At 36.9% G+C, this 21,449-nt stretch carries 22 protein-coding genes; 9 read left to right on the top strand and 13 right to left on the bottom strand.

Annotation, left to right across the window (positions count from 1 at the left end; genetic code table 11):
* Positions 1–85: 85 nt before the first annotated feature.
* The 3 genes from A5482_RS08985 to A5482_RS08995 all read right to left on the bottom strand — a co-directional run bounded on the left by A5482_RS08985 (position 86) and on the right by A5482_RS08995 (position 3,504).
* Positions 86–1,300 carry an NAD(P)/FAD-dependent oxidoreductase gene (locus tag A5482_RS08985; RefSeq protein WP_069791968.1) on the bottom strand — a complete coding sequence of 405 codons (1,215 nt, stop codon included), beginning with the start codon at positions 1,298–1,300 and terminating at the stop codon, positions 86–88.
* Between the two features lie 125 nt (positions 1,301–1,425).
* Entirely contained in the window at positions 1,426–2,520 is a 1,095-nt protein-coding gene (gene aroC / locus A5482_RS08990) for a chorismate synthase (protein WP_069791969.1), read from the bottom strand.
* Positions 2,521–2,601: 81 nt separating this feature from the next.
* On the bottom strand, positions 2,602–3,504 hold the full coding sequence (locus A5482_RS08995) for a TIGR04168 family protein (protein ID WP_069791970.1): 903 nt from the start codon (positions 3,502–3,504) through the stop codon (positions 2,602–2,604).
* Positions 3,505–3,650: 146 nt separating this feature from the next.
* Here A5482_RS08995 and A5482_RS09000 point away from each other — a divergent pair, with 146 nt between their 5' ends.
* A complete protein-coding gene (locus A5482_RS09000) occupies positions 3,651–4,178 on the top strand; it encodes a tetratricopeptide repeat protein (protein ID WP_069791971.1) in 528 nt (175 codons plus the stop codon).
* 167 nt (positions 4,179–4,345) lie between these two features.
* Here A5482_RS09000 and A5482_RS09005 read toward each other — a convergent pair whose 3' ends face one another.
* The 3 genes from A5482_RS09005 to A5482_RS09015 all read right to left on the bottom strand — a co-directional run bounded on the left by A5482_RS09005 (position 4,346) and on the right by A5482_RS09015 (position 6,273).
* On the bottom strand, positions 4,346–4,684 hold the full coding sequence (locus A5482_RS09005) for a HepT-like ribonuclease domain-containing protein (protein WP_069791972.1): 339 nt from the start codon (positions 4,682–4,684) through the stop codon (positions 4,346–4,348).
* Positions 4,668–4,982, bottom strand: a complete 315-nt coding sequence (locus tag A5482_RS09010; RefSeq protein WP_069791973.1) for a nucleotidyltransferase family protein — start codon at positions 4,980–4,982, stop codon at positions 4,668–4,670. Before A5482_RS09010 ends, A5482_RS09005 begins: the two co-directional genes overlap by 17 nt.
* Before the next feature lie 82 nt (positions 4,983–5,064).
* A complete protein-coding gene (locus tag A5482_RS09015) occupies positions 5,065–6,273 on the bottom strand; it encodes a GNAT family N-acetyltransferase (RefSeq protein ID WP_069791974.1) in 1,209 nt (402 codons plus the stop codon).
* A 277-nt stretch (positions 6,274–6,550) separates the two neighbouring features.
* Here A5482_RS09015 and A5482_RS09020 point away from each other — a divergent pair, with 277 nt between their 5' ends.
* Together A5482_RS09020 and A5482_RS09025 are read left to right on the top strand one after the other, a co-directional pair.
* A complete protein-coding gene (locus A5482_RS09020) occupies positions 6,551–7,597 on the top strand; it encodes a HEAT repeat domain-containing protein (RefSeq protein WP_069791975.1) in 1,047 nt (348 codons plus the stop codon).
* A 100-nt stretch (positions 7,598–7,697) separates the two neighbouring features.
* Entirely contained in the window at positions 7,698–8,879 is a 1,182-nt protein-coding gene (locus A5482_RS09025) for an RtcB family protein (RefSeq protein ID WP_069791976.1), read from the top strand.
* 36 nt (positions 8,880–8,915) lie between these two features.
* Here A5482_RS09025 and A5482_RS09030 read toward each other — a convergent pair whose 3' ends face one another.
* On the bottom strand, positions 8,916–9,497 hold the full coding sequence (locus A5482_RS09030; protein WP_069791977.1) for a thioredoxin family protein: 582 nt from the start codon (positions 9,495–9,497) through the stop codon (positions 8,916–8,918).
* A 193-nt stretch (positions 9,498–9,690) separates the two neighbouring features.
* Between A5482_RS09030 and A5482_RS09035 the strand changes: the two genes are divergently transcribed.
* On the top strand, positions 9,691–10,683 hold the full coding sequence (locus A5482_RS09035) for an NAD(P)/FAD-dependent oxidoreductase (protein ID WP_069791978.1): 993 nt from the start codon (positions 9,691–9,693) through the stop codon (positions 10,681–10,683).
* A 105-nt stretch (positions 10,684–10,788) separates the two neighbouring features.
* On the top strand, positions 10,789–11,010 hold the full coding sequence (locus tag A5482_RS09040; RefSeq protein WP_069791979.1) for a hypothetical protein: 222 nt from the start codon (positions 10,789–10,791) through the stop codon (positions 11,008–11,010).
* Positions 11,011–11,088: 78 nt separating this feature from the next.
* On the opposite strand, the gene A5482_RS09045 is transcribed toward A5482_RS09040, so the two are convergent.
* Together A5482_RS09045 and A5482_RS09050 are read right to left on the bottom strand one after the other, a co-directional pair.
* Positions 11,089–11,862: an ABC transporter permease gene (locus tag A5482_RS09045; protein WP_069791980.1), complete on the bottom strand. Its 774-nt coding sequence runs from the start codon at positions 11,860–11,862 to the stop codon at positions 11,089–11,091.
* An 85-nt stretch (positions 11,863–11,947) separates the two neighbouring features.
* The gene (locus A5482_RS09050; protein ID WP_201150112.1) at positions 11,948–12,325 is read right to left on the bottom strand and encodes a hypothetical protein; all 378 of its coding nucleotides are present in this window, start codon (positions 12,323–12,325) and stop codon (positions 11,948–11,950) included.
* A 344-nt stretch (positions 12,326–12,669) separates the two neighbouring features.
* Between A5482_RS09050 and A5482_RS09055 the strand changes: the two genes are divergently transcribed.
* From A5482_RS09055 to cdaA, 4 genes are all read left to right on the top strand, one after another.
* Positions 12,670–13,668, top strand: coding sequence for a DnaJ C-terminal domain-containing protein (locus A5482_RS09055; RefSeq protein ID WP_069791982.1), 999 nt, complete (start codon positions 12,670–12,672; stop codon positions 13,666–13,668).
* Between the two features lie 226 nt (positions 13,669–13,894).
* Positions 13,895–14,995 (top strand): ATP-binding response regulator, encoded by a 1,101-nt coding sequence (locus tag A5482_RS09060; RefSeq protein ID WP_069791983.1) that lies wholly within the window; start codon positions 13,895–13,897, stop codon positions 14,993–14,995.
* Between the two features lie 206 nt (positions 14,996–15,201).
* Positions 15,202–16,602: a diaminopimelate decarboxylase gene (gene lysA, locus A5482_RS09065; RefSeq protein ID WP_069791984.1), complete on the top strand. Its 1,401-nt coding sequence runs from the start codon at positions 15,202–15,204 to the stop codon at positions 16,600–16,602.
* A gap of 543 nt (positions 16,603–17,145) precedes the next feature.
* Positions 17,146–18,084: a diadenylate cyclase CdaA gene (cdaA, locus tag A5482_RS09070; RefSeq protein ID WP_069791985.1), complete on the top strand. Its 939-nt coding sequence runs from the start codon at positions 17,146–17,148 to the stop codon at positions 18,082–18,084.
* Between the two features lie 193 nt (positions 18,085–18,277).
* On the opposite strand, the gene A5482_RS09075 is transcribed toward cdaA, so the two are convergent.
* From A5482_RS09075 to A5482_RS09090, 4 genes are all read right to left on the bottom strand, one after another.
* The gene (locus A5482_RS09075) at positions 18,278–18,751 is read right to left on the bottom strand and encodes a DUF4168 domain-containing protein (protein ID WP_069791986.1); all 474 of its coding nucleotides are present in this window, start codon (positions 18,749–18,751) and stop codon (positions 18,278–18,280) included.
* Between the two features lie 242 nt (positions 18,752–18,993).
* Positions 18,994–20,355, bottom strand: coding sequence for an MFS transporter (locus A5482_RS09080; RefSeq protein ID WP_069791987.1), 1,362 nt, complete (start codon positions 20,353–20,355; stop codon positions 18,994–18,996).
* A gap of 116 nt (positions 20,356–20,471) precedes the next feature.
* On the bottom strand, positions 20,472–20,621 hold the full coding sequence (locus A5482_RS09085; protein ID WP_446684756.1) for a hypothetical protein: 150 nt from the start codon (positions 20,619–20,621) through the stop codon (positions 20,472–20,474).
* A gap of 78 nt (positions 20,622–20,699) precedes the next feature.
* Entirely contained in the window at positions 20,700–21,347 is a 648-nt protein-coding gene (locus A5482_RS09090; RefSeq protein ID WP_069791988.1) for an MBL fold metallo-hydrolase, read from the bottom strand.
* Positions 21,348–21,449: the final 102 nt, after the last annotated feature.

The raw sequence follows: 21,449 nt of genomic DNA on the forward strand, positions 1-21,449 counted from the left end.
AATTTTTTTAATGAAGTAGGGAACAGGGAATAGGGAACGGGAAATGGTATCGCTAGATATTTACCATTAATCATATTGATTAGGTCTAATGTTGTCCAAATAACCAGCCCGTTGTCCAAGCATTTTGAAAGTTAAAACCTCCCGTAACCCCATCAATGTCTAATACTTCCCCCGCAAAATAAAGCCCTTCACATTTTTTACTCTCCATAGTTTTAAAATCAATCTCTTTGAGGGAAACACCGCCACAGGTTACAAACTCATCTTTAAAAACTCCCTTGCCTTCTATTTTATAAGCTCCCCTTGTTAACTCCATAGCTAACTTTTCTAGTTCTTTTTTAGTAATTTCTGCCCAAATTTTATCGTTATTTAATAAGCTATAATCAACTAAACTTTGCCATAATCTTTTAGATAAATTATAACCATTATAATTAGTAACTTTTTGTTTAGGATGACTTACTTTAAGTTGATTTAATTCAGCTTTTATAACCTCTGGATTCTTCTCAGGTAGCCAGTTAATAATTAACTCCATTTTGTAGTTATTCTCATACAATACCCTTGCTCCCCAAGCCGATAACTTAAGCACAGCAGGGCCACTTACTCCCCAGTGGGTAATTAACAAAGGGCCTTGTTGTTCTAACTTTTGACCTTTTTTTTGTTTTAACTGAATATGGACATTTTCAGAACTAACACCTGGCAAGTTTTTAATTCTTGGATCACTAATTTTGAGGGTAAATAACGATGGAGTAGGAGTTTTAATACTATGTCCTAAAAATTCTGCCCATTGATAACCTAATTTGTTACTGCCTGTAGCAATTAAAACTTTATCTGCTTGAAATTCAGCCCCTGATTTGAGAGTGATAATAAACTGATTTTCGACTTTTTTAATACTTTTAACAAAAGTTTGGGTTTTGATTTTTATACCCAATGATTTGGCGGTATTGACAAGGCAATCAATAATGGTTTGTGAGTCATCGGTGATGGGAAACATCCGCCCATCCGCTTCGGTTTTTAATTTAACTCCTTTATCGGTAAACCATTTAACGGTGTCTTGGGGTTGAAAACGGGAAAATGGACCTCTTAATTCTCTACCTCCACGGGGGTAGTTAGTAATTAGTTGACTGGGGTTAAAGCAGTGGTGAGTAACGTTACATCTACCGCCCCCAGATATTTTTACTTTGCCTAGTAGTTGCTTGCTGGCTTCTAGGATGGTTATTTCTGCTTGGGGTTGATGGGTGGCGACACTAATAGCCCCAAAAAATCCCGCTGCCCCTCCGCCAATGATGATTATTTTTTGATTCATTTTGATCCCCCCTAGCCCCCCTTAATAAGGGGGGAAGATAATTTGGCGTTGTTTGTTAAATCTGACTAAATTACATTAAAAGTTGTCTGGTTAATATATTCTTACCAATGCTCATTGCCCATTCCCTAATCTACTAAATTACATTGTGCATGGTGGCGCATAAGATGATCACATAGTACAAGGGCAACCATGGCTTCTACCATGGGTACTGCTCTGGGTAGTACACAGGGATCATGTCTTCCTTTGGCGGCTAGGGTGGTTTCTTCTCCTTCTTTACTGACGGTTTTTTGCTCTTTGCCGATGGTGGCGGTGGGTTTGAATGCGGCCCTTATGACGATGTTTTCACCGTTGCTGATGCCCCCCTGAATGCCCCCTGAGCGATTGGTGGTGGTGCGGGGGGTGCCGTCATCGTCAAGGTAAAATTCGTCGTTGTGTTGGCTTCCTGTGAGGGTGGTACCTGCAAAACCAGAACCAATTTCAAAGCCTTTGGTGGCTGGTAAGGACATGATGGCTTTAGCCAAGTCTGCTTCTAGTTTGTCAAATACTGGCTCTCCTAGCCCTCTGGGAACGTTTCTGACGACACATTCGAGGGTACCTCCGAGGGAGTCTTTTTCTTTGCGAATTTCGTCGATGAGGTTGATCATTTTTTCAGCAGTGACACCGTCGGGGCAACGAACTATATTACTTTCTACTTGCTCTTGGGTGACGGTATCTTGGTTGATGTTGGTGGCTTCTATGTCTTTGATGCTTTTAACGTAGGCGATGATTTCTACCCCTGCTATTTGTTTGAGTATTTTCTTGGCGATCGCCCCTGCGGCTACTCTACCAATGGTTTCACGGGCAGAAGAGCGCCCCCCGCCCTGCCAGTTACGGATACCATATTTCGCATCGTAGGTGGCATCGGCATGGGAAGGACGATATTTTACCGCCATTTCATCGTAATCTTGAGATCTAGCATCTTTATTTCTGACTAAGATTGCGATGGGAGTGCCTAGGGTTTTACCTTCAAAAACCCCTGATACGATTTCGCACAAATCCGATTCTTTGCGGGGGGTGGTAATCTTACTTTGCCCAGGCTTTCTACGGTTCAAATCCTCTTGAATTTCTTCGGCACTAATCTCGATACGAGGGGGGCAACCATCAATGACAACGCCAACTCCGCCCCCATGGGATTCTCCAAATGTAGAGATTCTAAATAATTCACCAAAGATACTGCTCATTTATAAAAAGGTAATGTAAAGGTTGTGGAATAATAAAGTTTTTATATGCTATATCCATTGTTCATGGTTCATTGTCCGTTGTCAATGGATTTCGATGGGGCTATATAGGGGAGTAGTAGAAACTATTTCTAAGTTTTGATTCACCCACAGAAGGGATATGTCTGTGATCTTATTTTGTTCATAGGTAACGATAGAATAGTTATGGGCTTTGATACCGTCAAATTCTTGGATGCGGGGGGTGGAAGCAGCGTTAAGATAGATGGTATTATGTTGATCTCGGTTAACAATGGTTCTCAGTCTTTCTTTGGTGTGTCTTAGGCGATGGTGCATATGTCCAAAGGTAACAAGGCTGATATGTTTGTCTAATGGACGGCTAAGGGCGATGGCACTTTGAAAATCAGGATCTCCAAAATCACCCCCAATGGGATTCCAATCCTTACCGCAAGTATCCTCTGGATTTGCCCCCAAGCCAAAAGGGCCATTATGCCCGATAAAAATTACATTAGATTCAGTAGTCTTTTGACATTGAGCAAAAATCTTTTGACTAGAATCTTCAAAACTAGATACCCCATACCGTTGAGCATAAAACTCTTTACACTTCCATTTTGAGCCACCCCAGCTAAAAGGACGACTCCCCACCACCGACAACCCCAAATCAGGAAAATCTAACTCCCCATAACCCACATGGACATTCCCCAACAAATCTAACTGTTGCTGTACCCGATCCTCTTTGCTATGATCATAGGGAGACTTTTTTCTGCCCCATTCCGTCGCCGAATACCAAGCATCGTGATTACCCAAAATTACCGCCTTCGGAATTTCCAACTTTGCCACCTGCCCCACAACCTCAAGGGATTCATTACCAAAATCCCCCACAAACAACACTAAATCAATCCCTAAAAAGGCAAGAATTTGATGGTCTATTTCATTCCATTGATCATGAACATCTCCAATAACTGCAACTTTTATTTTTTTATTCACCATTAAATTAATATACTTTTCATTTACCTTTCTTAATATTGTTACTTAAAATTAACAAAAGTTGTACCCTAATTCTCAGGATTATAAAAATGTCTGAATGTGATAATATATCAAAGTAATAAAAATGAATATATTAACAAACTTTTACTATGAATGAGAATCTTCCAGTAGTTTATATTTCTATTTTACTTGGAATTTTGACCATTGTTGCGGTTCTTTTATTAAGGCAAATTATCAAAACAAGAAAAGTAGAAAATAGATTTTCTAGCTTACAAAAAAGACTCACAAAAGAAAGAGGAACTCCCGAAGAATACTATGAATTAGCTGGTATTTATCTGGATAAAAAACTCTATGTTCAAGCAGTACAATTATTACAAAGAGCCTTAAAAGCCTCCGATGATATTGAAGGAGAAAATAAAGCCTTAATCTACAATGCTTTGGGTTTTGCTCATTTTTCCCAAGAACAATATGATATTGCTATTCGTAACTATAAAGAAGCCATTAAATTGTACCCTGAATATGCGATCGCCCTTAATAATTTAGGTAACGTATATGAGAAAAAACAATTAACAGCCCAAGCATTAGAAGTATATAAAGAAGTATTAAAAATTGATGCTAAAAACTCTGTGGCAAAACGTAGGGTAGAATCCCTCGAAAAAAGATTTGTTCCTCAATAACATTGTTTAAAAACTTAAATATAATTAACTGATAAGTTGGGTTTTGTTTCCTAAGCCCAACAAAAATAGAATAAATATTAGGAGTTAAGTATTTGGTTTTTTAGTAACAAAAATAGAAGATAATAAGGTGATTAACTTTAATCTCTTACGGTTAATTGTTAATTATCTTATAACTCTTTTAATATAGCTTGAATTTCCTTCTCAAGAGTAGGAATATCGTCCATAATCACATCCCAAACCAAATTATAATCTACTCCGAAATATTCATGAATTAATATATCCCTCATCCCCGCCATTTCTTTCCATGAAATTTGTGGATATTTTGTCCTAAAATCATTAGATAATCTTTTTGTAGCCTCTCCAATAATTTCCAAACTGCGAATAATCGCTCTTGTTAAAACAGGATTTTGCAAAAAAGTTTCCTTATCTATGTCCTTTGAGGCATCAAGAATAAAAGAAGTTTCAAGCAAAATATGACCTAAATAATCTTCAGGAAAATATGACATACTCTACCTCTGCTAATATTCTATGACCAAAAATAGGACTTAATGATTCTGGAGTTAAAACATCTACTTTACGCCCAAATAAATCTTGCAAGAAAAAGGCTAAATTGATAAAGTTTTTAAATTTTTTTAACTCAGGTTCAAATTCTACTAACAAATCAATATCACTATTTTCCGTAGCCTCTCCCCTACTAAATGAACCAAATAAACCACATCTTTTAACACCATAACTTTTAATGGTTTCTTGATGTAGTTGTAATAGAGTAAAAATATCTTTTTTACTATTTACTACAGTAGTCATATTTTTATATTATATATTTATTTGGTGTGTAACATTTTTGGTTGGGTTTCATTTTCTAAACCCAACCGACATGAAAGAAAAACTAATCCACAGAAAAATTTATTTCCCTCTTATTAAAAGGTAAATCATTATTGATAGCGTCAATTTCTTCCTGTTGAGCAAAATTAATTTCGTCAATATAATGTTTTAAAATACTGCTCATACGCTGGTTATAAAATCGGTGCATACTATAATTTGCCTTGGCAGGAAAACCTCGACGGCGTTTGTGGCTACCCCCAGCGCCGGGGTCATACATTGTTATCCCTTGACTAATAGCCCATTCAATGGGTTTATAATAACAAGTCTCGAAGTGTAAACAATCATATTCATCAAGACTACCCCAATAGCGCCCATAAAGGTTTTCTCCCTTACGGATACAAAAAGACATTCCCACGGGTTGATGTTCGTTGCCTTCTTCAAAAGCAGCTACTACCATGAGACGATGGCTATAGGATGGGTAGAGTTGTTCAAAAAATTGTTTAGTTAGGTATTTACTACCCCAATAAAATTTACTACAAGTGCTATTGTAAAACTGATATATGTAAGGGTAGAGGTAATGGGGTATTTCTTCACCCACAAGGTTTTTAGTGATTAACCCTGCTTTTTGGACTAATTTTCTTTCTCGTTTGATGTTTTTGCGCTGATTGGAGTTAAATATTTTTAGGTAATCATCAAAGGTGTTAAAATCCCGACTTCCCCATACATATCCGTGGTGCATCCATGCAGAGAAGCCGAATTGCTCAACCATGGACTTCCATTCAGGATCAACAAAAAGAAAGTTACACCCTGATAATTTATTTTTAACACAAAAATGATCGATCGCACTTACCATCATTTCTGTAATTTCTTCTTCGTTTTCATCGGGGGCAACCAAAAAACGATAACCTACCGCTGGGGTAAAGGGAGTCATGCCGAGGAGTTTAGGATAATATTGTATTCCTAATCGGTAAGCTAAATCAGCCCATTGATGATCAAAAACAAACTCTCCGTAACTATGCCCTTTGATGTATAGAGGCGCCCCTGCCACCAATTTTTGGTCATGCCATACAGTTAAATGGCAAGGTTGCCAACCTGTTTGAGGCTTAACACTGCCGGAGGTTTCTAAATTGTGTAACCACTCCCATTCTAAAAAGGGGGTTGCCAAGGGCATCGCCATTTCATCCCATGCTGATTGGGGAATTTCTGCTATTTGTTGATGCCAACGGATAGTATAGGGGGAAGTGTTTTTTTTGCGAAAAATTTTATCCATCATAACCTTGACAATAAATTCTAGTTACCTTGTTTTTCTTGGGGTTTACAGAAAAATTCGGATATAAGTCCTAATTTTTTATGATTCCTTTTTATAGTGTAATTCGTTATCTATGGTTGTTGAGGATGAAATCTTGACTTATCATATGAGTAAAAATGATTATCTATTAGTAAATTAAAGAATTTTATTAAGTTTTTTTATTATCTTTTGCTATTGATTATTTACTTTTTTCTTCTTTGTTTATTTTAATCCTTTTTAATCTACATACTAACTAATGTCTATGATATACAAAAAATGGGTCTTAAAATTAAGTTTATCAATAGTTTTTCTGAATTTATTTCCGAGTTTATACCTCCATAAAAATTATACAACAAACAATGCTTTAAGGGCGATCGCCTCGGAGACCGAAAATAATCAAAATTCGGCTGTTTTGTACGATGAAAATATGCAACAAGGCTATGAAGCTACTAATAACCGTCAATATGAAGAGGCTTTAAACTATTTTCAAACAGCCCTTTCCTATCGTTCTGATGATGTCTATGCCCAACGAGCGATCAATAATGTTGAGAGGATGTTGGCTAATAGAAATAATAATAGTTGGAGTATGGATAATCTTATCTTTATATTACTTCTTTCTTTGATTATTTTAGTAATGATTATTAGTTTAACTTTAATTATTGTAGGGTTGAGAATACTCAATAATAACAAAAAAAATCCCAAGATAAATTACGAGAGAAACTTAGAACAAATACCTTTAAATAATGATGATACCTTAGAAGAAAATAAACTCTTAAATAAGGGAGAGTTAGCAAAAAGAATTAACCCAGAAGTTAAAAAACCTGAAGATAAAACCACACAATTAATCCAAGAATTAGTAGAAGGGGAGGCAAAAAATAGGAATAAAGTTATTTGGCACCTAGCTTCCGAAGCTGACTCAAGGGCGATCGCCCCTCTTCTTGATATGATGATGACAGGTAACTCTCAAGAAAAGACTCTAATTTTAGAAGCCATCTCTCAAATAGCCTTCAACAGTATAAAACCCATTAATCAAGCCTTAATATTAGCCCTACAAAACGACCATGGAAGCGTCAGAAAAAACGCCCTCAGAGACATTACCAAAGTCTATGAACTAATTACGCAAATCCAGCCTATCATAACTCAAACAGCTTATCATGACCCTGATCCTGAAGTCAGAGAAATTGCCCTTAACGCCCTAGAAAAAATCACCTCTAACCGTAATTTATTACCCGAAGAAAATAACGATGATTACGCCCAAGAAGTCGATGCGACTCTAATTCAAGACACTCCCAGTTTTGACTCTAATTAAAATACACTCCATAAAGTCTCAGACTTCATACCACACTATCGATTTATCGACTATCAATTTGTTATCATAAAATTATAATTATTTTAATGTGGCGTAAATTATGCCCTACGAAAAACTAGAACTTACCACAAAAAAACCCATCCTATCATGGGCGAGTCATGAGTTGGGAGCAAAAGAAACCCAAATGGCGAAAAATGTCGCCTCCCTACCCTTTGTTTACAAACACGTCGCCCTCATGCCTGACGTACATTTAGGGAAAGGGGCGCTGGTGGGTTCAGTAATTGCCACCAAAGATGCCATTATCCCCGCCGCCGTGGGAGTAGATATTGGTTGTGGTATGTGTGCCATACAAACATCTTTCAAAGCAGAACAATTGGAAGGAAAATTAAAGAAAATTCGTAGAGACATTGAAGCTAGTATTCCCGTTGGTTTTAATCAAAATAAAGAGATAGAGAAACAGGTAAGTAATTGGCAGGGTTGGAAAAACTTTCGTCATCTTCATGATGGAGTACAAAGACTAGAAGACAAAGCCATTAAGCAAGTAGGCTCATTAGGCGGTGGAAATCACTTTATTGAGTTGTGTTTAGACACCGAAGATCAAGTATGGTTGATGTTGCACTCGGGTTCAAGACATATCGGCAATCAGTTGGCAGAATGTCATATTAGGACAGGAAAAGAGTTAGCGAAAATGGCCAATGATAAATTACCAGATCCTGATTTAGCTTATTTTGTCAAGGGTACAAAAGAATTTGAAGACTATTGGCGAGATTTACAATGGGCGCAGGAATATGCTCGTTTTAATCGAGAAGTGATGATGAATCGCTTTAAAAATATCGTTGATAAGCATTTGGCCGGGGGAAAACCAACTAAACCTTTACTAACTGTCAATTGTCATCATAACTATGCGGAAAAAGAAACTCATTTTGACGAGGAGGTATATGTTACCCGTAAGGGCGCTGTGAGGGCAACCCAAAGCGATTATGGTATCATTCCAGGCTCTATGGGGGCTAAGTCTTTTATCGTCAAAGGGAAGGGCAATCATGAGAGTTTTTGTAGTTGCAGTCATGGGGCTGGGCGTTTGATGTCTCGTGCCATGGCGAAAAAAAGTTATTCCCTTGAAGATTTAATTGAGCAAACGGAGGGCATAGAATGTCGTAAGGATAAGGGAATTATTGATGAGATTCCCAGCGCCTATAAACCCATTGAGGAGGTAATGAATCAACAAACTGACTTGGTGGAAATTGTGGCAACTCTGAGACAGTTGATTTGTGTCAAGGGATAGATAATGGGGCAAGGGAAAAACGCCCCATTTTGAACTTTAACCGAAGTAATCGGGTTCGTTACCTTTTATCCATTTTATGTTGCAACCGAGGCTAGGTTTTTGATTTTCGTCAATTTCTTTTCCTGACAAAAGGGCTTCGATGGCGTTGCGCATATCAACTCCATTGACGGGAATATCAAGGCTAGGGCGACTGTCGTCTAGTTGCCCACGGTAAACTAATTTTAAATCACTATCAAAAAGATAATAGTCGGGAGTACAAGCCGCACGATAAGCCTTGGCTACTTCTTGGGTTTCATCGTAACAAACAGGGAAGTTAAAATTTTCTTCCTCTGCCATTTCTTTTAATTTATCGGGGGCATCATCAGGATAATTTTCCACATCATTGGGGCTAATAGCAACGATACTTAAACCTTTAGAAAGATAGTCTTTACTTAATCTTGCATATTCTGCCCTCACGTGTTTTACGAAGGGGCAATGACAGGATAAAAAGATGATAAGTAAGCCTTTAGAGTTTGCGAAGTCTTGTAAAGATATGTTTTTGCCCGATACGGTGTCAAGGAGACTAAAATCAGGGGCTTTTGTGCCTAATTCCAACATTGTGGAGGGTGTACGTGCCATAGGTTATGTTTTTCTGTTAGTTTACACTGGTCATTATCTCATGATTTTTTATTTTTTTTGCTGGGGGTAAACCGAAATGAGGCAATGTTTATGGGTGTTAAAATATAATGGGTATATGTGTTTCTTAACGTTCAATTTTTTCTTGGAAAAAAGAATTTTTTTATAAATAAATTGTCTTATTGGAGTTATAAATATGAAATTATCTAGCAAAAATTACGAGTCTCGCCTTGATACGGTTTACGATGCCATTGTGGTAGGTGGTGGTATGGGAGGTTTATCTGCGGCTATTTATTTGGCTAGATATGGTCTAAAATGTTTGGTAATTGAAAAGGGTAAGGGGCGCTCGGTATGGATGCAGGATTTACGTAATTATCTAGGAATTGACCCTGATGCCCCTGGTAGGGATTTGATTAAACACGGTACCCAACAAGCCCTTGACTGGGGCGCCGACTATCTTCGGGCGTATGTCGAAGATGTGAAGGATGAAGGGGATACTTTTGCGGTAAAGGTAAAAGTTGGGAAAAAGGACAGTGTTTATCCTGTTTTTCGTAGTAAGTATATTATTGCTGCTTCTGGGGTGATGGATGTGTTACCTGAGTTGGAAGATATGCAAAATGTTTATGACTATGCTGGTTATACTCTCCATGTCTGTATGATATGTGATGGGTTTGATATGTGGGATCAAAAAGCGGTTTTAATCGCTGGGAAGGAGTCCCAAATTAATGCAGCTTTTGTGCTTGACTGGTTTACTCCTTACATTACGGTATTAACTCATGGTTTATTTACTGTAAGTGACGAGATGAAGCAAAAATTGGCAGAGCGTGGTTATCCTTTATACGAAAGTGCGATCGCACGTTTTGTGGGCGAAAATCATAAAATGCAAGGAGTAGAGCTAGAAGACGGTACATTTATCGAAGCGACCACAGGATTAATCAACATGGGTTCAATCTACTATAATGACTACCTCAAAGGTATAGAAGCCTTGGAATGGGACGGAGAAAACCTTGTTACCAATGATATGGCACAAACTAGCCACGATCGCATTTTTGCCCTAGGAGACTTGAAAAAAGGTTTAAACCAAGTATCCATTGCCGTCGCCGATGGCACACTTGCCGCTACCCAAATCTGGCGCAACATTCGCCGTAAAAGTGAGCCTAGAAAGTGGGAAGAAAACATTAAAAAATAAAAAACACAAAAGTTTGCCTTCTAAATTTTTATGCTATACAAAATTTAGGGGGTAAAAATCTTTTTAGAAACTTTTAAGTTTTAGTTAAAATATAAATAAAAAGTTATGTTAAAGAGTTATGAAGCTATCTATGAAAACGGACAAGTACGATGGCTCAAAGATAAACCAAAAGTTAGTTCAGCTCGTGTTATTGTCACAATTATCGAAGAATCGTTAACCCCTGTTGCACGTCGTCAACCTTCTCCGTTAATAGCAGGTAAAGGTAAAACATTAGGGAATATTGTTAGTCCTATTGTTGATGAAGATGACTGGGAATGTCTGAAATGATTATTCTTGATACGCATATTTGCTTAGAAAATTATGATTAATATTCAAACTAGAATATTAAAATTAATTCTTTCTGGTTTAAAGTGCTTTTTCTGATTGCACCATTCGATAATAGGAAAACCAACCACTCATAACCATTACCCCAGAAAAGATAAATAAAAACCAAAAATGGTTTTGTACATCTTCAAAATTACTACCCCCTGCCCACACACCAATTAAAGCCTCATTCATGTGAAAAATAGGGTTAAATTGTGCAACTCTTAATAAACCATCGGGGAAAAGAGAAGTTGGTAAAAAAGCACCCCCAATAATTAACAATGGTACTCCAAAAGTCGCCACGATCGCATTTACATCCTCAGTGCGTTTCGCCAACTGAGTACCTAAAATAAATCCTACTCCCACATAACCAGCAATACTAAGAAACAGAATAGCAAGTCCAAGGAAAAAAGAACCCTCGATGGTTTCTCCCCTCAAAAAAATTACCCCATACACCAAAATAGTTTGCCCGACACCTATTAAAGCATGGGCGAGAAAAATGCCGATAAAGTAAGAAAAACCACTCAATGGAGAGATAAACAAGCGCTTTAAGGTTTTTTGCTCCCTTTCTGATACTACCGTGGCGACACTACCCCCCAAACAACTAAAAAATAGAGCCGCCCCCACAAGGCTAGGAGGGGCTGCCATTTTTAGGGCTTCTGATAATTCTAAATTTGCCCTTTCTCCTAAGATGTAACCATTAATAAATAGAATGGAGATAGGAAAAATTGACCAAAAAATCAGACTTCTTCTTCTCTTAATTAATTCCGTTAAAATTCTCTGGCTAACTGCCAAAGTTTCGTCCCAATATTTCATTTTTTAATACTTAAATTAATGTCCTAATATATTTTTTATTGCTAGTATTTACTTATAAACCCATTTAGTATATTTAAATTATCCATTACTCCTCACTGCCTTGGGAATCTTGACGACCCAAAGCATACACCCCACAGGCGATCGCCCCTAAAATACCCATGCTAATTTCCCAATTTTTCCCAAAACCTAATCCTACTAAATAATTAGTTAAAATACCAAAAATAAAGAAAGGAATAATACTCATTAAAGAAGCTAAAAAAGCATTTTGCGACTCCCTTCCCTTGCGAGTACGTTCAAATTCTTCTTGGGAAGTATATAAATATTGTTCCGCAAAATTAAACCATCTTTCTAACCCATTAATGATTTTTTCCCGTAAAGAAGCAAAAGCTAAATATAAAGCTAATGACCATAAACAGCTACCTGCAATTATTGCCATATCAAAAGAAAAATAGAAAGGAAACATATCGTATATTATGAATGACTTTTATAAAGACCTTATTATCTTACCTCAGTTTTATTGAACATTTTTGGTCAACATAGACAACAAAAAATAATTACAGAAGACAAAATGGGGGTGTAACCGAACCTAAATCAGGATATAATTTTGCTACCTTAGAATTAAATACGATAAGCTATAAATTAAGATTTTGAAAAGTTGAATCTCCGATAATTGAAAATTCGCCGTAAAATCTTGATCATAAAAATACCTTCATCACCGTTGAAAGTATCTAAAACTTACCTGTATATTTATAACTTATTGTTTACTAATATTAATTTTATTGTTAATTGTAAAAGCATAAAAAACCTATGGCAAGTACAGATTTTAAAGATTATTATTCAGTTTTAGGAATTAATAAAAGTGCCACAGCAGATGAAATAAAGAAGGCTTTTCGTAAATTAGCAGTAAAATATCATCCAGATCGTAACCCTGACAATAAAGAAGCTGAAGAAAAGTTTAAAGAAATAAGTGAGGCTTACGAAGTATTAGGAGACGCAGACAAAAGAAAAAAATATGATCAATTTGGACGATATTGGCAACAGGCAGGGCAAAGTAATCAATCTCCTTGGGGAAATGCTGGTGCGAGTGCGGGAGTAAATTTTGATGGTTTTGATTTTAGCCAATATAGCGGATTTGATGACTTTATTGATCAATTATTAGGACGTTTTTCCAATACATCCTCTGGAGGTTATGGTGCGGCAGGTAGTCGCCCTAGTGGAGGGGGTTTTGGAGATTTCGGTGGTTTTGGGCAACAAACCCCTAACAATACAGCCAGTGATGTGGAAAAAAATATTAGTCTCACTTTTGCCCAAGCCTTTAAGGGAGTAGAGAGTAAAATTAATTTAGGCACAGAGACTATTTCCGTAAGAATTCCCCCTGGTGCTAAATCTGGTACAAAAATTCGTCTGCGGGGCAAGGGAAATGTTAACCTCATGACTCAGCAAAGGGGAGACTTATATTTAAAAGTAGATTTGAAACCCCATGATTTCTTCTTTTTTGAGGATGATAAGTTGGTGTGTGAAGTGCCTATTTCCCCTGTGGAAGCTGTGTTAGGCGGTGAGATTTTTGTGCCTACTCCTGATGGTGGTGTAAGTGTAAAAATTCCTGCTGGTATTCGTCATGGGCAGTCTCTAAGACTAAAAGGGAAGGGCTGGAGTAGTGCAAAAGGTAGTCGAGGTGATTTGTTTGGGCGCGTTGCGATCGCAATTCCTGCTAATATTAGTAATCAGGAAAAAGAATACTATCAAAAAATAAAAGAAATTAGCACCTATAATCCCAGACAAAAGTTAGAAAACATAAAACTTTAAGTTAGGTTTTGGGTGTTAGGTATTGAATAATTAATTGCCCCCTGTCAGTTTTTTCTTTTGTGCAATTTTTGCATTTTTCAACCCATTCCACAGACAATAACGTGGATTCTAATTGCCGCAAGTTGAGTCAATGAAAGTATGTAAAAATGCTAAGATTCAGAGGGCGATATTTGCTATTAATGTTAGTTTTTGTCGGATTTTTATGACCTAAACCCCCTTTTCAGTTATGACAACAATATTAGTAATAGACGATGATGCAAACATTCGGGATAGTATGCGAGAAATCTTAACTACCCTAGATTTTCAAGTCATAACCGCCAAAAATGGCAAAGAAGGGTTTGATTTAATCAAACAAAATTCATTAGATTTAATCATCTGTGATGTTGCCATGCCCACCATGTCGGGCTATGAGTTATTGGAAATAATCCAAAAACAAGAAAATATTGCCTCCATACCTTTTATTTTTTTAACGGCTAACTCTAACACCCGTGACATGAGACGAGGTATGGAATTGGGTGCCGATGATTATTTATTCAAACCCTTTAGTATCCATAGCCTTCTCAAAGCTATTAATACCCGTCTAGAGAAAACCGCCCGATTAAAAAAACAGTCAGCAAAAAAATTAACGGAATTAAGACAAAATATCAGTTTTGCCCTACCCCACGAAATTAATACTCCTCTTAATGGTATCAATAGTTCAGCCCAACTTCTCAAAGATTATTCTAATAACTTAACTAAAGAAGAGTTACAAGAAATTGCGGATTTAATCTTGGATAGTAGCAAAAGACTGACTCATCTAATGCAAAATTTTCTACTTTATGCCGAGTTAGAATTGATTACCAAGGATAATGATAAAGTGAAAAGTATCAGGGAGTCGGATAAATCAGAATGCAATGTTCAAAATATTATCCTTGCTGTCAGTCAAGAAATATCAACTCAATATCATCGTCAGTCAGATTTATCTCTACAGGTTGACAGTGTGATGGTAAAAATTGCGGAAAATAACTTAGAAAAGATATGCCGTGAGTTGATAGATAATGCTTTTAAGTATTCTCAACCTCAAAATTCTATTAAAATTGCCTGTCACAGGCAAAGTCATCAATGGTTAAAAGTATCAATTTTCAACGAGGGAAAGGGTATGACAAAGGAAGAGGTGGAAAAGGTAGGGGCATATATGCAGTTTCAACGGCGAAAATATGAGCAACAAGGAAGTGGTTTAGGTATTGCTATTGCTCAAAAAATGCTAGAAATCTATGGTGGTAGTTTAGTTATTAGTAGTATTTATCAACGACAAACCCAAGTTGATATGATATTACCTATCGCTTAATTGCTATTCTCCATTATCAATTACATCCAAATAGCCTATAATTTTATCATTACCGAAAATATTCTTTCTTAATTTTGAGATAAGAAATCAGGTAATTTAAATAATTCCTTCTGACACTTATCTTAGGAAAAATAAGTCATTTTACAAGTGATTTATTAAAATAATAATGTCACTTATTTTTATTCTTATATCTTAGTGAAATATAAATGTTAGTAACCGAAAAAAATAGCGCCGAAAAGTTTGTTTCTGAATTTAGCCCTAATTTATCTCCCAATCAACAACTTTTACCTCTCAGTGCAAAAATAAATAACCGAAATCATTTAGAAATCGGTGGTTGTGATGTAATTGATTTAGTTGAAAAATTTGGTACATCTTTATACATCGTTGATGAGCAAACTTTACGCACTAGCGCCCGTCAATATAGAGATGCTTTTAGAAAATATTACCCAGGAGAATCCCAAGTTATTTATGCTTCAAAGGCTTGGTGCTGTATGGCGATCGCATCTATCTTAGCCAGTGAAGAAATAGGCTTTGATGTAGTTTCTGGAGGGGAACTATACACTACCACAAAAGCTCTTGAGATGAGCAACCTAGGTCAAGAATATATCCAAAACAAAATTTATCTCCACGGCAATAACAAATCCATCGCCGAATTAGAACTTGCCATCGATAGCCAATGTAAAATCATGGTAGATAACTGGCTAGAATTAGAAAACCTCGCCAAACTATCCGCTCAAAAACAAACCCCCGTTTCCATTCTCGTGCGCCTTACCCCCGGCATTGAATGCCATACCCACGAATATATCCGCACAGGAAGCATCGACAGTAAATTTGGCTTTGATGCCAATCAACTAGAAGCCGTATTCACCTTTGCCAAAGAGCAAGAATTCATCAACTGTGTCGGCTTACACGCCCATATCGGCTCACAAATTTTTGAACTACAACCCCATCATGACTTAGCTGGAGTCTTAGCCGACTGGTACAAAAAAGCCCTCGACTATGGCTTACCCATGGCAGAATTAAACGTTGGTGGTGGCTTAGGGATTCGTTACACCGAATCAGATGATCCCCCTAGCATTGACCAATGGGTAGAGACTGTGTGTAAATCCGTTCTCAAAGCCTGTCAAGAGCGTGATATTCCCCTACCAAAATTGATTTCCGAACCGGGCCGCTCCATGGTAGGTAGTAGCACCGTAACGGCTTATACCGTAGGGGGAAGAAAAGAAATTCCCAATGTAAGAACTTATATTTCCGTAGATGGTGGAATGTCTGATAATCCTCGCCCTATTACCTATCAATCTCTTTATGAAGTCGTCATCGCCAATAAAATGACCAGTGCCACTACTGAAACCGTAACTGTTGCGGGGAAACATTGCGAATCAGGGGATATTTTAGTAAAAAATGTTGCCCTTCCTGAGACAAAAGAGGGAGATATTCTGGTAGTATTAGCAACAGGAGCTTATAACTATAGTATGGCTTCTAACTACAACCGTCTAGCACGTCCTGCCGCTGTTTTAGTAAATGAAGGAGAGGCAAATTTGATTATTCGTCGTGAAACCTATGACGATTTGGTAAAACAAGATTTATTACCTAGTCGTTTGGCATAGGCTTAAATTGAGTAACTATTACTAAATTTTAATTACTCAGATTTGTTTTTTCTGCCATAGTATCAAAGATAAACTTCTATGAAATAGTATTTATTGTCGGGGTGTAGTGTTTTATGCCCCCCATGGAAAATCTTATCTTTTGAGGTCAATTATATTTCAGTAATACTATTTATCAAATAAATAGTTCAAGGCAAGGGGTTAAAATACCCCTGTTATCATAAAAAAAGTGGGATTAACTATTAAAAACCATAAGGAGTAATCTTTCGAGAAATAATCACTATGTTTTTACTCTCTTTATTTCTTCCCCGGAATGGTGATAAGTAAGTAGGCATAATTAAATCGATTTAGGCAAGGGGTTTAAACCCCTTGTTCATAAGATTCTTAATAAAATAAGAGCTATAATTAATTTCGCCAACCTACTTAATAATTTTATTTCAGTGGTTGTTAGATAATTTAATGACATATCAGATGGTTGTTGATTTAGAATTAAAATGTAGTTATTAGCTTTAGCGTAAACAACATAATAAAACGGGTTAGAATTTAATGTTTTGGTCGGGTTTTTTTCCTGACAATTTAAAAATTTTTTTGCTATTTTTTCTCGATGTCGGTTTAGTTAGTCTTTTTTTCTATCTAATTATAACCCTTCTCCAAGAACGTCGAGCGCAAAGAATGGTAAGGGGTTTACTGTTTTTAATTATACTTTATTTACTGTGTGATCGCCTCTTACAACTAACAATAATTAGCTTTTTTTTAGAACAATTAATATTAATTTGTTCCCTATCCATGGGGGTAGTTTTCCAGTCAGATTTTAGACGTTTTTTAGAGCAACTAGGAAAAGGGGAAATAAAATCACTGTGGAAATCCGATAATATTATCCCCAAAGGAGATACCATCATTGACGAAATAGTTGACGCAGTCAAAGAATTATCCCAAAATCGTACAGGGGCGTTAATTATCATCGAAACCTTTAATACCGTAGAAGAAAGGGTATTCCTAAGCCCGGGGGTACCATTAAACGCCGAAATTACCAAGGAATTATTACAAACCATCTTCCAAACCAAAACCCTCTTGCATGATGGCGCCGTTTTCATTCGAGGCTCAGAAATTGTCGCCGCTAGTGTTATCCTACCCCTATCAGAAAAAACTGCATCCAAAAGATTAGGTACCCGTCATCGGGCAGCCATGGGCATCACGGAGTTAGTGGAAAACTGTGTCTGTGTGGTAGTTTCCGAAGAGACAGGCTCAATTTCCCTCGGAGAAAAAGGAGTTTTAAATCGTCCCCTCACTAGCACAAAATTGAAAGAGTTATTAGAAGAGAAGTTGAATGTCAGTCAAGACACCGAAGTGGTAACAGGAGTAACTCGCATCAGTCGTCAATTGGGCTTTACAGGCTGGAATTTGATTACTGGTTTATTTAAAAAGAAAAAACTATCTCCTAAAGATAATTACTATAGTCAATTACCTAAACCAAAAGATAAATAGGGGTTGATGAAAAACTGGAGTCGTGAGGGTAAGCAAGAAGCAAGAGATAATAATTCTGAATTGGTGTTGTTCAATTATTGTATGAAATACTATCGAATTATGATCAGTATTTCATATTCAAAAGATGATTACTATTCCCCGTTGCCCATTCCCTACCTCAACAAAAAATGGTATCTAAATTCAACAATGCTATTTATAATTGACGGGTAATATCCCTTAAACGACTTCTCAACTCATCATCTTGTCTAACCTGTTGGGTTATTTGGTTAAACTGATTCATACTTAATCCATTACGTCTAACAATCACCTCAGAATTTTGACAAAAATCATTCATCAATGTACGGGCATTGCTCGGTAAATCATTAATAGTATCTTTTTGATGACAGGCTAATTGACTACTTCTTTGTTGTCCGACGATGCTTTCAATATTAGCAAAGGTAGAGCGTCTCAATCTCTCAATATCTACGGCGGCTTGGGCATATCGGCTTAATTCGGCATCGGAGAAGTTTTGAGCTAGGGCTTGATTACTGATTTTAATAGTATTAGACTGGGTATTATATTCGGGGGTTAATCCGGCAAGAATACCGAAGGTGCTTAAACCTACCATTAAAACAATTTTACTGGTTGATAATTTAATTTTTGATAAACTGTTAGCTTTACTGATCATAATTGATAAAAAATAATAGTATTTATTTTATTGGCTTCAAGAGGGTTGATAGTGACACGGTAATTTTACGAGGGATAATTTTAAACAATAATCCCATCTATACAAAGGGGCATGATTTATGAATTTATTACAAGTTGCCCCATGATTTTAACTATGCTAATGCTAAAAAAGGTAATGTCCCAGTTGTTAATTATGATTGATTTGTTTAATTTTTAGTTCCCCGTTTAGGGATTTTGGCTTAGTTATTTTTTGAGGGTGAGAAAAGATGTTAACACCCCTCCTCCCACGGAAGATAATGCTAAGATTATCAAAACTCCTTGCAAACCTAATAATGTCTCGGCAATTCCTGCGAGGGCAAGGGGTAAGGAAAGGGCTATATTGACGGCATTATTTTGTAAGCCAAACACTTTTCCACGCATATCTGGGGGGGTTTCGGCTTGGATAGTGGTTTGCATTGGCACTCCCACTAGGGCAGCAAATCCTCCCACAATAGCTATCATTAGTAAAGCCCAGGCCAGACTACCTGTAGAAAATGATAACCCCATAAGGGCGATCGCCATTCCCATAGAGCCATAAAAACTAAGTCTTCCATGACTGATAGATTTTCCCCGCTGAGTAACAAAAGCTGCCCCTACGGCAATGCCAACCCCTGCAGCGGCTAGTAAATAACCAAACTCCTCGGCTTCAAGGCCAGGAATTTCCTCCGCTACACTTACGGCTAATACTGCTAGGGCAGCAAAAATAGAAAAAAGAATTATCAATTGAAATAAAGCGTTGCGCACCCGATGATTTTTTTGTAGATAAATTAAACCATCTTTTATGTCTTCAAAAATGTGATTTTCTTGGGTTTGTTTATCTTGTTCCCTTTCTTTGGTATTGACTACTATAAGGATTAAACCCGCCATGGTGTATCCTCCCCCTACTAACAACTCCCTTCCGTAGTTAAAGGAAAAATTATTACCCCAGGTAGTTACCAACTCTAACAAAGGATTACCGATGGCAAAACCAATGATTAACATTACCATCATGGTAGTGGTATAAAGAGAATTGGCAGCCAATAAATTACCCTTTCTCACGATTAAAGGTATAGAAGATTGTTCAGCGGGGGCAAAAAACTGAGTTAAAGTAGAAACAAGAAAGGTGATGGATAATAACAACCAAAATTCCCACGGTAAATTAAACCAACCGACTCCTAAAGTTTGTTGATAAACAAAAAAAGGAATTATAAAAACTAATAATCCTCGACCTAAATTAGATATAACTAAAACCAGTTTTTTTGACCAACGATCTACATATACCCCTGCTAATGAACCAAATAAAATTGCAGGAATAGTAAAGGCAATCATAATGCCAGATACCCAACTACTAATAGCTTCACCGTCTCGATGAAAATCATTACTAATAATTGCAATCATTAAAACTAGGTATATTTTATCTGCTAATTGGGAAAAAACTTGACCTAGCCATAAGGTTAAAAAATCGCTGTTTTTTAAAACACTAATAAAGCCATATTTATTGACGATTTGCATAGAGCCTTCCTCGTCTTTTATTGAGCTTGACTCTTCCTCTTTATTATTCTCTTTTTTCTGCTCAAAAAGTTGCATCTATTCTATTAAATATCAATTATTGAAAAGCACTATCCCTTGATCTTACCTTAATTGGAGAAGTAATAGTTAAGAGAAAATAAACAATTTTAGTTTCCTTCACAAGAATTAGATTATTATTTAATATGCTCAGAAAACTTCCGAGAAGAACATAAAGCCAATCTGCTCAAATTTACATCATTTTTTGTCGCCCTTGTCGCTGCGTTGATGATAGTTAAGTCAGAAAAGGCGATCGCACAGTAAGAATTTACTAACGAAAGATCCACCTGCGATGCCCATCTCACCGCTTCTTTTGGAGCATCAAGAATTAATTAGGGGTGATTTTCTTAATCTAAGTTTCTCCCCTAGACTGTAACATAACCTCGTCCTCTCAAATAACCCGTACTAGCCCCCGGGCAGATGTAGGTTAAAGGTTGCATTTTTTCCATAATGGTTTTTGCGTTGAGTTGTTGTCGGCGCCAATGGAAGGTTTTTTTCAACTTCAGGGGAGCGACTTTACCATCTTTTGTGGGTAATAAATGTCTTCCTGTAAATAATACCCCTTCATTACCTTGATAGTATAAACAAGATGAACCGGGAGAATAACCCGATGTCCAAATTAATTTACAATCAGGGCTTAACTCATATTCATCCCCAAAAGAAAGAGCATCTAAGTGGGGTAATAAATAAACTTCTTGCTCTTGGGAAATTAGCTGACAATCAAACTCCTGTTTTATTTTACCAATATGCTTACTAATACCATCTCGATTGGTGATAAATAAATATTTTACTCCTCCTTGTTGATTACAAAAATCAATGGTTTCGGGATGCCAAGGGGGAGAATCGATGAGAATATTTCCAGTGGTGCTAGTTATCAAATAAGATGTACCCCCCAAAATATCTCGATTCGGTGGAAAAGCCCAGATATTTTCTAAAATCAATTTGGGTGCTTTGGGAGTTGAGATTTTCGCCGTTTGCTGGTTTTTTTCTGTAGAATTATGAATAGGGGTCATCTTTATAGGTTAAATAGTCCTCTGGATGTGGTGATTGTCAATCCCATATTGTAGTTATATAGAGGTATCCTAAACAATCAGGATAGACTCGTTACTGTAGGT

This window comes from Cyanobacterium sp. IPPAS B-1200 (genome assembly GCF_001747005.2).
In the GTDB taxonomy this organism is placed as follows: domain Bacteria; phylum Cyanobacteriota; class Cyanobacteriia; order Cyanobacteriales; family Cyanobacteriaceae; genus Cyanobacterium.

Bases quoted from the DNA above. Each gene is read 5' to 3' on its own strand.
- A5482_RS08985 (WP_069791968.1), bottom strand. From the start codon at position 1,300: ATGAATCAAAAAATAATCATCATTGGCGGAGGGGCAGCGGGATTTTTT.
- aroC (WP_069791969.1), bottom strand. From the start codon at position 2,520: ATGAGCAGTATCTTTGGTGAATTATTTAGAATCTCTACATTTGGAGAA.
- A5482_RS08995 (WP_069791970.1), bottom strand. From the start codon at position 3,504: ATGGTGAATAAAAAAATAAAAGTTGCAGTTATTGGAGATGTTCATGAT.
- A5482_RS09000 (WP_069791971.1), top strand. From the start codon at position 3,651: ATGAATGAGAATCTTCCAGTAGTTTATATTTCTATTTTACTTGGAATT.
- A5482_RS09005 (WP_069791972.1), bottom strand. From the start codon at position 4,684: ATGTCATATTTTCCTGAAGATTATTTAGGTCATATTTTGCTTGAAACT.
- A5482_RS09010 (WP_069791973.1), bottom strand. From the start codon at position 4,982: ATGACTACTGTAGTAAATAGTAAAAAAGATATTTTTACTCTATTACAA.
- A5482_RS09015 (WP_069791974.1), bottom strand. From the start codon at position 6,273: ATGATGGATAAAATTTTTCGCAAAAAAAACACTTCCCCCTATACTATC.
- A5482_RS09020 (WP_069791975.1), top strand. From the start codon at position 6,551: ATGATATACAAAAAATGGGTCTTAAAATTAAGTTTATCAATAGTTTTT.
- A5482_RS09025 (WP_069791976.1), top strand. From the start codon at position 7,698: ATGCCCTACGAAAAACTAGAACTTACCACAAAAAAACCCATCCTATCA.
- A5482_RS09030 (WP_069791977.1), bottom strand. From the start codon at position 9,497: ATGGCACGTACACCCTCCACAATGTTGGAATTAGGCACAAAAGCCCCT.
- A5482_RS09035 (WP_069791978.1), top strand. From the start codon at position 9,691: ATGAAATTATCTAGCAAAAATTACGAGTCTCGCCTTGATACGGTTTAC.
- A5482_RS09040 (WP_069791979.1), top strand. From the start codon at position 10,789: ATGTTAAAGAGTTATGAAGCTATCTATGAAAACGGACAAGTACGATGG.
- A5482_RS09045 (WP_069791980.1), bottom strand. From the start codon at position 11,862: ATGAAATATTGGGACGAAACTTTGGCAGTTAGCCAGAGAATTTTAACG.
- A5482_RS09050 (WP_201150112.1), bottom strand. From the start codon at position 12,325: ATGTTTCCTTTCTATTTTTCTTTTGATATGGCAATAATTGCAGGTAGC.
- A5482_RS09055 (WP_069791982.1), top strand. From the start codon at position 12,670: ATGGCAAGTACAGATTTTAAAGATTATTATTCAGTTTTAGGAATTAAT.
- A5482_RS09060 (WP_069791983.1), top strand. From the start codon at position 13,895: ATGACAACAATATTAGTAATAGACGATGATGCAAACATTCGGGATAGT.
- lysA (WP_069791984.1), top strand. From the start codon at position 15,202: ATGTTAGTAACCGAAAAAAATAGCGCCGAAAAGTTTGTTTCTGAATTT.
- cdaA (WP_069791985.1), top strand. From the start codon at position 17,146: ATGTTTTGGTCGGGTTTTTTTCCTGACAATTTAAAAATTTTTTTGCTA.
- A5482_RS09075 (WP_069791986.1), bottom strand. From the start codon at position 18,751: ATGATCAGTAAAGCTAACAGTTTATCAAAAATTAAATTATCAACCAGT.
- A5482_RS09080 (WP_069791987.1), bottom strand. From the start codon at position 20,355: ATGCAACTTTTTGAGCAGAAAAAAGAGAATAATAAAGAGGAAGAGTCA.
- A5482_RS09090 (WP_069791988.1), bottom strand. From the start codon at position 21,347: ATGACCCCTATTCATAATTCTACAGAAAAAAACCAGCAAACGGCGAAA.